This window comes from Streptomyces sp. NPDC048353, from assembly GCF_055587165.1.
Map to the genome: position 1 here is coordinate 47,137 of NZ_JBVJGU010000013.1, position 12,640 is coordinate 59,776.

The 12,640-nt window shown below is 68.0% G+C and carries 16 protein-coding genes and 1 pseudogene; 10 read left to right on the forward strand and 7 right to left on the reverse strand.

The window, feature by feature from the left end; genetic code table 11:
* Positions 1 to 14 precede the first annotated feature (14 nt).
* Together ACZ6RC_RS32075 and ACZ6RC_RS32080 are read right to left on the reverse strand one after the other, a co-directional pair.
* Positions 15 to 1,811: a hypothetical protein gene (locus ACZ6RC_RS32075; RefSeq protein ID WP_469589965.1), complete on the reverse strand. Its 1,797-nt coding sequence runs from the start codon at positions 1,809 to 1,811 to the stop codon at positions 15 to 17.
* A 144-nt stretch (positions 1,812 to 1,955) separates the two neighbouring features.
* Positions 1,956 to 3,857: a hypothetical protein gene (locus ACZ6RC_RS32080; RefSeq protein WP_469589968.1), complete on the reverse strand. Its 1,902-nt coding sequence runs from the start codon at positions 3,855 to 3,857 to the stop codon at positions 1,956 to 1,958.
* A 652-nt stretch (positions 3,858 to 4,509) separates the two neighbouring features.
* On the opposite strand from ACZ6RC_RS32080, the gene ACZ6RC_RS32085 reads away from it, so the two are divergent.
* The 4 genes from ACZ6RC_RS32085 to ACZ6RC_RS32100 all read left to right on the forward strand — a co-directional run bounded on the left by ACZ6RC_RS32085 (position 4,510) and on the right by ACZ6RC_RS32100 (position 6,972).
* Positions 4,510 to 4,662, forward strand: coding sequence for a hypothetical protein (locus ACZ6RC_RS32085; RefSeq protein ID WP_469589971.1), 153 nt, complete (start codon positions 4,510 to 4,512; stop codon positions 4,660 to 4,662).
* Between the two features lie 90 nt (positions 4,663 to 4,752).
* Positions 4,753 to 5,715: a PIN domain-containing protein gene (locus ACZ6RC_RS32090; protein ID WP_469589974.1), complete on the forward strand. Its 963-nt coding sequence runs from the start codon at positions 4,753 to 4,755 to the stop codon at positions 5,713 to 5,715.
* A gap of 92 nt (positions 5,716 to 5,807) precedes the next feature.
* Complete coding sequence (gene ku / locus ACZ6RC_RS32095) at positions 5,808 to 6,743, forward strand: non-homologous end joining protein Ku (RefSeq protein WP_469589977.1); 936 nt, start codon at positions 5,808 to 5,810, stop codon at positions 6,741 to 6,743.
* Between the two features lie 43 nt (positions 6,744 to 6,786).
* On the forward strand, positions 6,787 to 6,972 hold the full coding sequence (locus ACZ6RC_RS32100; RefSeq protein ID WP_469589980.1) for a hypothetical protein: 186 nt from the start codon (positions 6,787 to 6,789) through the stop codon (positions 6,970 to 6,972).
* 35 nt (positions 6,973 to 7,007) lie between these two features.
* On the opposite strand, the gene ACZ6RC_RS32105 is transcribed toward ACZ6RC_RS32100, so the two are convergent.
* Entirely contained in the window at positions 7,008 to 7,382 is a 375-nt protein-coding gene (locus tag ACZ6RC_RS32105; protein WP_469590112.1) for a DUF6233 domain-containing protein, read from the reverse strand.
* Positions 7,383 to 7,401: 19 nt separating this feature from the next.
* Positions 7,402 to 7,770 carry a hypothetical protein gene (locus ACZ6RC_RS32110; protein WP_469589983.1) on the reverse strand — a complete coding sequence of 123 codons (369 nt, stop codon included), beginning with the start codon at positions 7,768 to 7,770 and terminating at the stop codon, positions 7,402 to 7,404.
* A 229-nt stretch (positions 7,771 to 7,999) separates the two neighbouring features.
* On the opposite strand from ACZ6RC_RS32110, the gene ACZ6RC_RS32115 reads away from it, so the two are divergent.
* From ACZ6RC_RS32115 to ACZ6RC_RS32125, 3 genes are all read left to right on the forward strand, one after another.
* Positions 8,000 to 8,254 carry a hypothetical protein gene (locus ACZ6RC_RS32115; protein ID WP_469589986.1) on the forward strand — a complete coding sequence of 85 codons (255 nt, stop codon included), beginning with the start codon at positions 8,000 to 8,002 and terminating at the stop codon, positions 8,252 to 8,254.
* Positions 8,251 to 8,625, forward strand: a complete 375-nt coding sequence (locus ACZ6RC_RS32120; RefSeq protein WP_469589991.1) for a PIN domain-containing protein — start codon at positions 8,251 to 8,253, stop codon at positions 8,623 to 8,625. Before ACZ6RC_RS32115 ends, ACZ6RC_RS32120 begins: the two co-directional genes overlap by 4 nt.
* Before the next feature lie 304 nt (positions 8,626 to 8,929).
* A complete protein-coding gene (locus ACZ6RC_RS32125) occupies positions 8,930 to 9,289 on the forward strand; it encodes a winged helix-turn-helix transcriptional regulator (RefSeq protein ID WP_469589994.1) in 360 nt (119 codons plus the stop codon).
* A gap of 320 nt (positions 9,290 to 9,609) precedes the next feature.
* Here ACZ6RC_RS32125 and ACZ6RC_RS32130 read toward each other — a convergent pair whose 3' ends face one another.
* The 3 genes and pseudogenes from ACZ6RC_RS32130 to ACZ6RC_RS32140 form a co-directional block, all read right to left on the reverse strand.
* Positions 9,610 to 9,813, reverse strand: a complete 204-nt coding sequence (locus tag ACZ6RC_RS32130; protein WP_469590118.1) for a hypothetical protein — start codon at positions 9,811 to 9,813, stop codon at positions 9,610 to 9,612.
* Positions 9,794 to 10,150: pseudogene (locus tag ACZ6RC_RS32135) on the reverse strand (IS5 family transposase); the annotation flags it as partial. The gene ACZ6RC_RS32130 and the pseudogene ACZ6RC_RS32135, both read right to left, overlap by 20 nt.
* A gap of 54 nt (positions 10,151 to 10,204) precedes the next feature.
* Positions 10,205 to 10,678 (reverse strand): GNAT family N-acetyltransferase, encoded by a 474-nt coding sequence (locus tag ACZ6RC_RS32140; protein ID WP_469589997.1) that lies wholly within the window; start codon positions 10,676 to 10,678, stop codon positions 10,205 to 10,207.
* Between the two features lie 381 nt (positions 10,679 to 11,059).
* On the opposite strand from ACZ6RC_RS32140, the gene ACZ6RC_RS32145 reads away from it, so the two are divergent.
* From ACZ6RC_RS32145 to ACZ6RC_RS32155, 3 genes are all read left to right on the forward strand, one after another.
* Positions 11,060 to 11,494 carry a hypothetical protein gene (locus tag ACZ6RC_RS32145; protein WP_469590001.1) on the forward strand — a complete coding sequence of 145 codons (435 nt, stop codon included), beginning with the start codon at positions 11,060 to 11,062 and terminating at the stop codon, positions 11,492 to 11,494.
* Positions 11,495 to 11,759: 265 nt separating this feature from the next.
* Complete coding sequence (locus ACZ6RC_RS32150) at positions 11,760 to 12,032, forward strand: hypothetical protein (RefSeq protein ID WP_469590004.1); 273 nt, start codon at positions 11,760 to 11,762, stop codon at positions 12,030 to 12,032.
* Between the two features lie 423 nt (positions 12,033 to 12,455).
* Positions 12,456 to 12,623, forward strand: coding sequence for a hypothetical protein (locus ACZ6RC_RS32155; protein ID WP_469590007.1), 168 nt, complete (start codon positions 12,456 to 12,458; stop codon positions 12,621 to 12,623).
* Positions 12,624 to 12,640 lie beyond the last annotated feature (17 nt).

Sequence of the window (12,640 nt, forward strand, 5' to 3'; positions counted from 1 at the left end):
TCGAAGCAGCCCCGTCAGGAGGTCTGCGTGTCGGTGGGTGCAGGGTCCAGGGAGTCGAGGAGCTGGCCGAAGGTGATCTTCTCTTCGTCGTACTCGAAGGTCATCGCGGCGGCGAGCGCTGCCCACCGGTCGGCGTTCCGGCCGCAGCGGTCCAGCAGGATGTTCAGCGCGACCTCGGGTTCACTGCGAGAGAGGACGTCGTCGGCGGGGATCTGGAGCAGGTGCTCCAGGGTGTGGTGGCGGGATTGGACGACGGCCCGGTAGATCTCGGAGCGGGAGAGGATGTCGCCGGTCGCGGGGGAGTCGAGCCAGGACTGCAGGACGGCCGCGGGGTCGGGGTGCTGGTCGAGTTCGTCGTCGCTCACCAGGCGCAGCACACCGTCGTCTTCGTCCCCGTCGACCGGGACGGCCGCTGCCGCGTCCAGGAGCCAGTCGGGGCCGCCGGACCTCTCGATGATCCAGGCCAGCTCCGCGGGGTGCAGGCCGTTCAGGACGTCGGTGACAGCCGTGCGCGGGATGTGCGGGTTGGCGGCGAGGACGGTCAGGGTCTGGACGCGGCGGTGCTCGTTGTGGCGTTCCAGGAGCCGGACCGGGCGGTCGTGGTCGCGATCGACGTGGTCGAGGACGCGGATCAGGGTCCGGCTCGGCGCGGGGGAGAAGACGGCCGGCTGATCCAGGCCGGCGAGCTGGGCGCAGGCCCCGGCGAGATGGTCGGGGTTGGCGCTGAGGAGGGCCAGGTCCTCGGCGAGGCGCAGGACGCGGCCCTCGAAGTCGTAGTCGCCGTCCTGCTTCTCGGGCGGGTTGAGCAGCTGGCCGTGGGTCACGAGGGCGTCGGCGGCCGTGTGCAGCTGGTCGGCGGCCAGGGTCGCGAGGCGGGGGTTCTTGCGGACGCGGTTGGCGATGTGGTGCAGGGTCCTGCGGGCCGTCACCTGTGGGTTGGGCAGGTCGGCCAGCTCGGGCAGGCACAGGGCCGGGAGGCAGGCGAGCAGTAGTTCCTCGCTCAGAGCGGGAGCCGGATCGGCGGGGAGTTCCTCGCTGTCCGGGTCGGCGCCGGCGGCGCGGAGACGGGCGTCCTCGAGGGCCTGGGTCTCGGCCTGGTCCAGCAGCAGGTGCTGGACGGCCGTCCCGAGCGTGGGGTGGGCGGCGAGCTCCGCCCACCGATCGGGGCACCGGGCGAGCATCTCCCAGCCGCCGCTGTGGCCGGTCAGGTCCAGCGACCAGTCCTTCGAGAAGTCGGACACGGCCTCCCAGCCCTCTTCGGGCTCCGGGTGGAGCAGGAACGCGGCGAGCGGGGTCAGGCACGCTTCCAGGACGGCGTCGAACAGTTCCCGAGGCACGGGCGGGGCCGGTGCGTCTGCTTCGGTGCGGGTGAAGCGGTCGGGATCCCAGGCCCCGACGACCTGCTCCACCTCGTAGCCGGGGAGCCGGGGCAGGAGGGCGATCGCCGCCTCGACCTGGCCGGGGTGACGTGCCAGAGCTGAGACCAGTCCGGCCCAGGCCCTGCGATGCCGCAGGATGACGGGCACGTCGGCGGCGGTCACCGTGCCCGCGGAGGCCAAGGCGGTCAGCATCTTCTCGTCGGCGTGCACCAGGAGCCGGCCGCGCAGCCGCTTGGCCGACGTCCGGGCCAGCAGCGCGGGCAGCGTGGCCGTGAGGGCTTCCTCCCGCCACCGGTCGGCCCGCGAGTCGAAGCCGATCGGCGTCCTCGCCGGGGTGCACAGAGCCTCGATCACCGTCTTGAGGGCTTCCTTGGGGAGGCCCTCGCTCATCGCGAGCTCCCGCCACAGCGGGTACGTACGGGCGTTGACCATCCTCGGATCCCCTCCCACTCCTCCTGACCTGGCGTCACCGCCTGGTCGCCATCCGTAGGAGCGACCGTACGGTGCACCCCGGCCCGAGCGGGGCGCGATCCACGAAGTCACCCCGCCGTGCGCTCTGCTGCCGTCCGGCCGGTTTCAGCGGAAGCGCCAGTCGGTGAAGACCTGTTCGGCGTCGGCTTCGACGACGTCCCGCAGGTCTTCGTCGTCGTCCGGGGCGTCCAGGCCGAGTGCGGTGAGGACGTGCCGGTAGTACTGGTAGGTGAAGTGCGGGTCGCCCGCTGCCAGCAGGGACGACAGGAGCGGCTCGTCGCCGGCCGTGGACCGGTCGACCTGGACGAGCACCTGGACGCGTTCGTTGTTGGTGAGGGAGGGGAGCGCGGAGCCGAGCTGGTGCTCCAGCCGGTTCCAGCTGGTCGCGGTCCGTTCCCGTGCCGCCTTCTTCAAGGCTCCGCGGACAGCCGCCGCGGCGGGAATGAGACGGTCCGGCAGCTTGGCGGGCTCCGTGATCGTGTCCGGCTGTGGCTGCGGGGCCGGAGAGGTCTTCTCGGCCGTGCCCGGTTCTTCTACGGGTGCGGCGGTCCTCTCCACCCACTCGTTCACCTTGTGCTGCTCAGCCTCGGACAGGTGGTCTCCGGCCTCCTTCGCGGCAAGAACCAGCTCCTCGACGAGCTGCTTCTGCTGTTGGGCGGACAGCTTTTCACGGCGTAGACGGCCGGTGATGCTCTGGACCTGTCCCCGCGCCCTGTTGCGTGCTTTGCGCTCCTGGGCCTGTGTCACGGGCTGCGCTTGCTGTTCCTGATCCTCGGCCGCGCGACGCCTCCTACGCTCTTCGGCCTCTGCCGCACGGCGTTCTCCCCATTCCCGGGCCCGTCGTTCTTCCCGTTCCCGGGCCTCTGCCGCACGGCGTTCGTCCGCTGCCCGCCGTTTCTGGGCGGCGTGCTGACGTGCTTCTCGAAGGAGTGTGTCGGCCGCCTGGAGGATGCCCGCTTCCTGCGGCGTGGTCACCGTGTCGCCCTGGATGAACCTTCTGACCTGCGGGGTCAGCGTCGTGACCTTGTAGACGTGACCGTGCCGGGTCGCTTCGTCGAGTCCGGCGAAGAGCCGCCGGCGGGCCCGGTCCTGCTCGTCGAGCAAGTCGTTCGCATGGTCGATCGCGCGTTGCAGGTGCTCGAGCGCCTGCCCTTCGCAGCGAGGCACCTGGAGCTGTGCCGTGTCCCGCAGCTCACGGACGGTGGTGGTCTCCTTCTCCCGTACGGCGTTGTTGATGAGCCGGGTCAGTGTGCCGATCTGCACCGGCGCTTCCGGCTTCTCACTGCGCGGCCGGGGCACCGGGGCCCGTTCTGCGGCGGCACGCGCCGCCTCGAGGCGGGTGACGACGGGAGTGATGAGCCGGCCGTGCTCGTCGACGGTGCAGTCCGCCAGCTCAAAGTCCCAGTCGGTACCCACATGCGGAAGCTCGGTACCGAGCATCATGACCCGCTGATTGCCCTCGCTGACGAACTTGACGCGGTTGACGTAACCCCGGCGTACCAGGGTGCGGTAGTCGACCTGGACGCCGGGGCCGAGGATGATGTCGCCGGCCTGCGCCGCGTCCCAGTCGGGCGGCGTCGCGGGGTCCATGTGCAGTAGCAGCGTGCGCCCGTCCAGCTCGATCTCCACGAGGGACCCGACCGGGACGTCGTCGTGGTCGATGTATCGGTAGCGCGGGGTGTGACCCTGGCGGCGCAGCCACGTCTGAGTGGCCGCCCGCACGTACAGGTGATCCGCGCTTGCGACGCCCCGGGAACGACGGCCGCATTCGGGCAGCAGCCCGTCGGGGTCGGGGAAGTGAGCGAAGTGGCTGACGCGGACGTTGCCCCGTCTCGTCAGAAGCTGGCCGCCGCACCCGCCCAGCAGGATCCCGCACCAGAACGTCGTCCCGGCGAACTCATCGCGGAACTCGTCGAGTTCGTCGGCATCTGTCGGGCAGACCACGGGATCGTCGGACTCGGGATCAGCCAGAACGGCCGTCTGGATCTGCCGGTTGTCAACGCCCATCGCCAGCCCCTTCGCCAGCACAGCCCAGCTCTCCTGCCTGCGGGAAGTGTCCTGGGGGCGGGAGGAGAGGTAGATCACCTGAAGTCGTTCAGCCTAACGAGCGTCACGGAGAGTCGCGCCGAAATGCGGGAAACGTAGTCAACACGACGGATCGCCACCGGCGTTCGTTTCGGTGCCGACGTCCGCACTGCCCGGCTCCCTTCCCGTAGGCAGGCCGGCCTTCTGATCCCGGTGGTCGCCTGCCCCGGCCGGGGAGAAAGCGGCTACGTCGGCCTCCGCGTGGCGGGTGAAAGACCGACCTTCCCGTACCGCTGGGCTGGCGTCCGGGCCGCCACGCGCGCCCAGATCGCCCTCCTCCGTGAGTTGCCGGCCGTAGACGGCCACGTCCAGGCACCAACGAGGCGAAGCCGTCCACGGGCCGCGGCGGCCGGGTTGCCGGGGCCGGGCAACCCGGGCACTCGGCCTCAAAGGCAACCCCGGCGACGCGTCTGTCTTTCCGGCTCCCGGCCGGGTGCCCCTGGCACCTGGCCGCCCTGACTCGGGGCGGCGCTGTCAGTGCCGCATGCGAGTCTGTACCAGCCCGGCGGGCGCCCATCACCTCGAAGCCGATGCCGACCGCCGGGCACACCCCGTGGCAGAGCGGAGAGCAGCGATGGTGAACTACCGGATCACATGGACCCTGCACGGTGAGGCCCGCACCTCGGCTGTCAGCTACGACCTGCCGAGCGCCGAGCGCCGTAGGAGGGAACTCGAAGACGCCGGCGCCACCGCCGTGGAGATCCTGACGGTCAAGCCCGGCGAGTAGCACCCGCCCATGAGGAGCACACCTGCCCCGGGCACGGAACGGACGCTCACGCATAGCCGCCCTCTCCCACCCCACCGACAGGAGCCGCGCATGCTCATCACCCCTCGTCCGGGAGCCGACCGGAAGAACATCCGCAACGCCCTCCGGGAAGCTCACCTCTCCGCCGACAACCTACGAGGGCCGTCCTCCGGAAACGCCTTCTCGCGGCTTCTGCGCTACCTGGAGTGGGCCACGGAAGCAGCCGGCATGCTGCGCTACCAGATCAGCGACTCCGACATCGACCGTCTCGTCCTCACCCCCCGCTACCAGGCTCTCCTCGGAAGCTGCGGCACCCTCGCCGGGACCTCCCAGGAACGCCTGGTCAACGGGCTGGTGAATCTCGAACTGGCCGAACGGTCCCGTGATCTCGACGACGCCGTGAAGGCGCTGGACGCGCAGATAGGTCGGTGGAACTCGCTGGAGGAGTTCGTCGTCGCCGACTCCAGCTTCTACTGCCACAATCCGGAAAAGCTCCGCAGCGTTGACCTCCACCGGGTGCTGGACCTGCGGCCCCACACGAACATCCGTCTCCTGTTCCCGATCACGGTCGTCGACGAGCTTGACGCCCTGAAGGAGTCCGGAAAGCAGCAGGGGCGCTGGCGCGCGTCCCACACCCTAGGTCTCCTGGATGAACTCCTTCGCGGGTCCACCTTCGGGATCTGGCGCAGGGGTGGCTTCTCGGACGAGACTCAGGAAGTCCGGGGCGAGGTGAGCGTAGAGCTGGTCCTGGACCCGCCCGGCCATGTCCGTCTCCCGATCGCCGATGACGAGATCATCGACCGGGCCGTCGCCATTCAGGCTCTGGCCGCCCGGAACGTACGGCTGCTCACGTGTGACACCGGACAGCACACGCGGGGGCGCGCGGCCGGCCTGCAGGTGACGAAGATCCCCGCGCAGGACCCCGGTCCCGAGCCTGACCCGATGGCCCGGGAGCGGACCGGGAACGGGACGAGGGCCAAGCGCCGCGAGCGCCAGGCCGCTGCCGAGGGAGCGCGTGCGGAGCCCTGTCGCTGACGCCGGCTAGCACCTGGGGAGGACGGGGTGCGGACGGGCCCGCGCCTGCATAGCCTGGTGGCCTGTCGCCAGGGGGGCTCCTGGAGGTACTGATGCCGGGTCGTCCCATCTGGAGCGGGGCCGTCAGTTTCGGCCTGGTCACGATCCCCGTGAAGCTGGAGCCTGCGACCGAGTCGCACGGCATCAGCTTCAACCAGGTCCACCTCGAAGACGGGGGCCGGATCCGCTACCGCAAGGTGTGCGACATCGACGGCAAGGAACTCTCGCAGAACGAGATCGGCAAGGGGTACGAGGTCAGCAAGGACCACGTCATCCCGATCACCGACGACGAGCTGGCGCAGATGCCGCTGCCGACGGCGAAGGCGATCGACATCGTGGCGTTCGTCGACCGGGACAGCATCGACCCGATCCAGCTCGGCGAGGGCAACTACTACCTGACCGCGGACGGGCAGGTCGCGGCCAAGCCGTACGTCCTGCTGCGGAAAGCGTTGGAGCGTACGGACAAGGTGGCGCTCGCGAAGTTCGCCCTGCGCGGTCGCGAGCGGCTGGGGATGCTGCGGATCAGGGGCGACGCGCTGCTGCTCAACGCCATGCACTGGCCGGACGAGATCCGCTCCTCCGAGCCCCTCGCCCCCGACGACGTCGACCTGACCGAGCAGGAGATCGAGGGCGCGCTCGCGCTGATGGAGACGATGAGCAGCGAGCACCTGGAGGACCTGGAGCTGGTCGACCGCTACCGCGAGGCCCTGGTCGAGGTCATCGACGCGAAGGCCGAGCACCGTACGCCGCAGCCGGTCGGCGGCGAGGAGGCGCCGGCCGGGAAGGTGGTCGACCTGATGGCCGCGCTCCAGGAGTCCGTGGCGAAGGCGAAGGAGTCCCGTGGCGAGACCGCTGTTGGCGGTGACGCGACGGTGCACGAGATGCCGAAGCCGAAGAAGAAGACCGCGGCCAAGAAGACGTCAGCGAAGAAGACCACGGACGCCAAGAAGACGCCGGCGAAGAAGACCGCCCGGAAGCGCGCCTCCTGACCCACGGGCGTGTCCTGACGCCGCCGCCCGGGGTTGATCCGGCATGGAGACTGACGAGCCGGTGACCGGTGACTACCCCGACGAGCCCCGCCTGCCCCTGCTGACCGCCTCGGAGGCGCGGGAGGCGGTCGGATACATGAGCCTGCTGGAGACACTCGACCTCACACCCCGGGGCGCGGCCGCCGGGCAGCTCGCCTGCGACCTGGCCCGCCGACTCCCCGCCGAGTAGGCGATCCGGGCCGGGAGGCGACGCGCGCGGGCGAGTCAGGGGGCGCCGTCGCCCAGCAGGCGGCGCGGGGCCGGACGGTCGATGCCTAGGCTCCCCCAGGGTTTGCAGACGTCGCACAGCTCCAGCTCCGGGAACTCCTGGAACGCGGCGACGACCTCCTCGCGGGACAGGAGCCCGTGCTGCCGCTGGTCGATCTCGCACGCGCCCCGGTGCAGCACCGGATTACCCTCCACCGCCTGGGACGGCTGGAGTTTCCAGGACATCTCCCTGCGGGCGACGTCCCGGCGCCGCTTCTCCTCCGCCTCCTGGGCTTCCAGCTGGCGTATCGCGTGATCGGTCTGGTCGAGCTGCCACCGCAGCCAGGCCCTGAGCGTGCGCTGTTTCTCCAGGCGCTCCGCGGTCGACATCATCGGCGTCACGACGACACCCCTACGCGGCGACGCCCACCGCGGGCGGGGGGACGGTGGCAGGGTGGTGCTTGAGCGCCGTACGCGCTGCCACGACAGTCTGGTCCTTGGGGAGGGTCTCCCAGTACGGGTGGGTGGAGACCTCGATCGACAGGCCCCGGACGAGGGCCTGGAGCCGGGCGTCCTCCGCTTTCTGCTCGTCGGTGTAGCCGGGGCTCGGCGCGCGGCCACCGGTCACCTCACCGGTGTGGGGGTGGACGGTGCCGGGCCATCCGTCCAGCGGCTCAACCGACCACGGCAGGGTCCGGCAGTGTGCCTCGTATTCGGCCCGGGCCTGGTGGAGACGGAGCTGGACGTCGATCAAGTCTTGCGGGAAGGGAGTATCGGCCACGGCTGAAATACTACGCCTGTTCGAATAACTTGCATCGTGTACCCGCTCCGCCACGCGGTACCGTCACTCGAACAGGGGGCATGGTTGTCTCGCCCCGTACCAGGGAGGGAAACCGATGCGCAGCTCAAGTGGCCGACTCGGATGAGGCGCCGTCTGAAGCACCACCCTCCTCTGGCTCTGCCCCGACAGCACATCCCTCCTGAGTTCTACCGACGGTAGAATCGGAGATATGAGTAAGCCGACGAGCATCAAGACCAGCGAGGAAGTGCGCGACCGGCTGCGCAGACTCGCCAACGAGCGCGGCACCACTATCACTGAGTTGCTGGAAGAGCTCGCTTCACGCGAGCTCACCGAATCCGAGCGAGAGCAGCGTGCCCTCGAGGCGGCCCGTGAGCTCGGCATCGAGTACAGCGAGCAGGTCCAGCAGGTCGGCCAGGACGCCTGGGCCAGGATCCGCGCCCATCAGGGCGACGCCGCCGCATGAACCTGACGGCCGTCCTGGACCACACCGCTCTGACCGCCTTGTATCGGGCAGACCCCTTCTTCACCGGCCTCTACGTCGAAGCCTCGCGTGGCACCGGCCGCGTCCTCATCCCGTCGCTCTCCATCATTGCTGCCGAGCGGCAGGACGCCGGCGCGGGCAAGCACGCGGCATCGCTGCGGTTCGCGGAGAACGTCCCGTTCACCGCCGCGCACGCGGTAGATGCGATGGACTGGAGGAATACGGAATGGCCAGTGGCCCACGCGGCTGCCATCGCCTGGCAGGCAGTGAAGGCGGGGGAGCCGCTCACGGTCCTGTCACTGGACCCCGAGCTGTATGCGGGCACCGGCATCACCCCGCTGAACCCCACCTGACCATGCCCGCCGGCTACGTGGGAGGTCCCCGCGGGGATCTCCCACATAGCCGGCCGCAAGTGGTGGGCGCTGACCGTGGGTGTGCGCAGCCGTGTCACGCGGAGGTCAGGCGATGCAACCCGGGGCATGGTGGTTCGTCGGTGGTCACCAGCCGGAAGTCTTAGCCGACCGAATGCCAGGCACCTGACCTGAGCTCGGCCGCCGCGGGGGCGCAGCTTTGCGGCATGCTCTCGACAGTCCGGCACAGCATGAGTGGAGAGTCGGGCAGATACACAGCGGCTTACCAGCCGCATCAGGAGGGGATATGAAGGACCTGTCGGATCTTGTCCAGGATGCATTGCAGCGCGATCCCGACCTGACCCAGAGCGCGATTGCGCGCCGGATCGGAATCTCGCCCGCAGCCGTGAATGCCTGGGTCAGTCGAAAGCGCGGTACCGGCCGAGGTCCTAACCGGGAGACGCTGGCCAAGCTAGCTGACGTGCTCGGACTTCCTCAAAGAGACGTCTTCGCAGCAGCCGGACGGCGCGCCCCGGGCCCGGCGAGTCCTGCCGCTGAAGAGCGGATCCTGGGGTTGTTCCGCGAACTCACCGCCGAGCAGCAGCAGATCGTTGAAGCGCAGATGCGCGCCTTGCGCGAACACAACAGGTCCACCGAGCCGGCGTGAATGGACGAGTCTCGCCGTCACGCCCGCTCATCACACCGCAGTGCCTTCGTCTCTGTGGGCGGGATGTAGGGCCCCGCCGGGTAGTCGGGATCGCCCGGCTTGTGAAACTCCCGCAGTGCGTCGTACTCGGCCCTCAGCGGATCGGTCGGCAGTCCAGATGCCACAACCGCCCCGTACGGCAGCCCCTCGCGGTCGGTGTAGACGACGGCCCGGTACTCTCGCCCGCCGGGAGCGTGCGCGGATGCCATGGTGAATCCGACGAGCCGGTGTCCGGCGAGCACCGGCGGCACTTGGGCGCAGACCGCGGCCAAGGTCAACCACTACGACAGCGACAGCGACAACCCCCGCTGGATCACCGAAGACACCAGCGACGGCACCATCAGCCGTAACGTCGACTCGGCCTCAGGAGACCTCGCCGCCACCACCACCTCCACCAGGCGGGCGACGAGGCTCTGCCACGGCGTCTCGTCCTGGTGTTCCCCGGGGCCAGCCGGCCAGAGCCGGCGGCGGATCGGTGCGAGCACCGGCCGCATGCTGATGGGCCCGCACGATCGTGGAGTCCACCGAGACGTCCCAGTCGATGTCGCCGGCCGCGTCCGTTTCGGCCTGCACCTGCTGGAGCAGGCGTTCCCACGTCCCGTCGGCCGACCAGAGCCGATGTCGCTCGTAGACCGTCTTCCACGGCCCGAACCGCTCGGGTAGATCGCGCCACTGCACACCCGTCCGCACCCGGTGCAGAATCCCGTCGATCACCTGCCGGTGATCACGCCACCGGCCACAACGCCTATTACTCACCGGCAGGAAGGGCCGCAACCGCTCCCAAGCCGCATCCGTCAGATCACCGCGTTCTTCCCGCCCCATGCCCGAAACCAACGACCAAAAACCGGTAATTGTCACATGATGGGCGGACAAGTCCTAGCTGACCGGAAGCGCCATCACGATCTCCTCGTCCTCGAGGTCCCCGGTCGACTGGAAGCCGAACGAGGTGTAGAGGCTGCCGGCGGAGGTGTTGTCCGGGTGGCAGGAGAGACGGATCTGCCGGCACTCCGGCAGCGCCGACAGGCGCTCGATCACGGCGCCCATGGTGGCGCGGCCCACCCCCTTGCCCTGTTCGGCCGCGCTCACCACCATGCCGCCTATCCAGTGGGTGCCGTCCTCGTCGTCGTACGCCCACATGACGTGGCCCACGATGTCGTCACCGGCGCGGACGCCGAAGGACGTCCACACTTCGCCGCGCTGGGAGAGCAGGAGGTAGCGCGCCGCGAGCGCGGCCACGTACCGGCGCTGCTCGTCGGCGGGCGCCACGTCGGCGACATCGCGCCAGTTGCCCTCCGTGATCTCCTCGAGCACCACGGCCCGGCCCTGGTGGTCGGTGAACTGCTGCGTCATGCGTTCCCCACATCTGTGCTGGTCAGAGGGGGTGAGCGTAGCCAGTCATACAGGTGCCTGGGTAGCGGTTTTCCCGTATCTACTGGGGCGCCCGGGTGTCGAGGCCCAAGGGCCGGACCAGCTGGATGAGTTCGACGCGGAAGAGCTTGTCGGGCGAGGGGAAACCATCAGAACCGCATTGAGTGGGACAAAAAGAATTTCCGGCACTACAACATGGCAGGCAGCAAGAAGCACTACAGCGTCCGGCGCGGATTGTGGAACCTCGGGAAAACAGGGGTCCGTAAGGCCTGGCGATGGCGAAGGTAGGACGCCCGTAACATAGGGGCGGCCGGGCCAGTCAAGCCCGGCCGCCTCTCCAGAGATGCACAAGTTAGGACGCATATGCAAATCACGGCCGCCAATGACGGAGACATGGAAGTCTTTTTGGCCGTTCTAGGGGAGCACCTGGCCAAGATTGGCGCCTCAGTCACTATCGACCTGTACACCGACAGCGAGATCACAAACACAAAGGCGAAGCTTCTTTTCGAAGCCATGCGCCGCGCCGCCCAGGAGCGTCATGGCAAAGATGGGCGACGCCGCAGCCAGGATCCATACATGGGTGTTTCCATGGATCTCTCCACGAGCAACGGCATTGAGCAGTTTGCATTTCTCGCGCATCGCACAATTGACTGCGAGGCATACATCGGAATGCGGCAGGTGTTCTCATTTATCGAGAACGAACGAATCGCCTGGCTGGACCTGTCTATAAACGATGTAGAGATGCTGGAAGAACAGGCTCGCCAGGCTGGCGCAGTGACACTTTCGCGCATTTCCTAGCGCCATAAGCATGCAGGGTCTGGGCGTGCTGCGATGGAAGAGATGTCGGATTCCAGGCGCCCATCTGGCTTACATAGCGCTGTCGAGGCTCACCTCCTGACCAAGGTGTAACCATGCGCTCGAGATGACTGCCTTACGCTACGTGGGAAGTCCAACCAGGATCAGAAGTGGGGCACAAGAACGTCCCGCATGCATTGACATCATGCGATAAGGCGGCTAAATTCATCATTAGCTGTGACCTTTTTCGCTTCCCGAAAGGCGTCCAATGGAGTTTCTTTCACTTACTGTTAGGGAGACGCCGGATGCCGCTAAGCTGTTCATGGCGGCCTGCGGAGCTGGCTTCATGACTTTTGGATGCTCCTTCCTTGTGAGGGCTCCTAAAATTTCGGAGTTCATGAAGGCTAAAGTATCCGCAATGGAGGGCAATGCGACGCCAGGATACCCCTCTGAGGCGTACATTAGAAGGTTCGGTGTTGCTTTCCTTGCCGTGGGTATACTACTTGTAGCGCTGTCTATTTTGCTGTTGATTGTCGACTAGCGATCTGGCCCGCCGTCTATGGGGGCAGCATGCGTCGACAGTCGGATTTGCGCGGCTCACTTCTGGGCGCCATCCGCCGTTTCCGTCGTGTCGATTGCGGCGAGGTCTGGGGTGCGTCAAAGCCATGTGTGGCACCGGTCGCGTTCTCATCACGTCGCTGTCCATCGTTGCTGCCGAGCGGCAGGACGCGGCGGTGCGGGTAAGGGTGAAGGCGGGGGGCCGCTCGCGGTCCTGTCACTGGACCCCGAGCTGGATGCGGGCACCGGCATCGCCCGCTGAACCCCACCTGACCACGCCCACCAACGTCGTGGGGGCGGCCCCTATAGGTTTGGGCCAGGATCGATACTGGGCATCGGGTATCTCTGTGGGGGATCGATGACTACGTGGGCAGAACTCGGGTGGGGTTTGGTTTTCGGTGCCGTCATGTTGGTGGTGGCGTTCAACTATCGTGATGCGGCCTTGCGAATCTACGGCTTCATGTCGAACACGGTGGGGATCAATCGGCTCCTGACGCCGACGATGGTCAGGTTCGTTTGTGGTGTTCTGGCCACCGCTTCGCTGGTCAGCGCCGCGTTCGGTCTGCCTGTCTGAGTGCCTGGCGATCCGCC

Excerpts from the sequence above, each read along its gene's own strand:
- ACZ6RC_RS32115 (WP_469589986.1), top strand. The coding sequence starts at position 8,000 with ATGAGTAAGCCGACGAGCATCAAGACCAGCGAGGAAGTGCGCGACCGG.
- ACZ6RC_RS32080 (WP_469589968.1), bottom strand. The coding sequence starts at position 3,857 with ATGGGCGTTGACAACCGGCAGATCCAGACGGCCGTTCTGGCTGATCCC.
- ACZ6RC_RS32155 (WP_469590007.1), top strand. The coding sequence starts at position 12,456 with ATGTTGGTGGTGGCGTTCAACTATCGTGATGCGGCCTTGCGAATCTAC.
- ACZ6RC_RS32090 (WP_469589974.1), top strand. The coding sequence starts at position 4,753 with ATGCTCATCACCCCTCGTCCGGGAGCCGACCGGAAGAACATCCGCAAC.
- ACZ6RC_RS32105 (WP_469590112.1), bottom strand. The coding sequence starts at position 7,382 with ATGATGTCGACCGCGGAGCGCCTGGAGAAACAGCGCACGCTCAGGGCC.
- ku (WP_469589977.1), top strand. The coding sequence starts at position 5,808 with ATGCCGGGTCGTCCCATCTGGAGCGGGGCCGTCAGTTTCGGCCTGGTC.
- ACZ6RC_RS32075 (WP_469589965.1), bottom strand. The coding sequence starts at position 1,811 with ATGGTCAACGCCCGTACGTACCCGCTGTGGCGGGAGCTCGCGATGAGC.
- ACZ6RC_RS32125 (WP_469589994.1), top strand. The coding sequence starts at position 8,930 with ATGAAGGACCTGTCGGATCTTGTCCAGGATGCATTGCAGCGCGATCCC.
- ACZ6RC_RS32120 (WP_469589991.1), top strand. The coding sequence starts at position 8,251 with ATGAACCTGACGGCCGTCCTGGACCACACCGCTCTGACCGCCTTGTAT.
- ACZ6RC_RS32140 (WP_469589997.1), bottom strand. The coding sequence starts at position 10,678 with ATGACGCAGCAGTTCACCGACCACCAGGGCCGGGCCGTGGTGCTCGAG.
- ACZ6RC_RS32085 (WP_469589971.1), top strand. The coding sequence starts at position 4,510 with ATGGTGAACTACCGGATCACATGGACCCTGCACGGTGAGGCCCGCACC.
- ACZ6RC_RS32150 (WP_469590004.1), top strand. The coding sequence starts at position 11,760 with ATGGAGTTTCTTTCACTTACTGTTAGGGAGACGCCGGATGCCGCTAAG.
- ACZ6RC_RS32100 (WP_469589980.1), top strand. The coding sequence starts at position 6,787 with ATGGAGACTGACGAGCCGGTGACCGGTGACTACCCCGACGAGCCCCGC.
- ACZ6RC_RS32145 (WP_469590001.1), top strand. The coding sequence starts at position 11,060 with ATGCAAATCACGGCCGCCAATGACGGAGACATGGAAGTCTTTTTGGCC.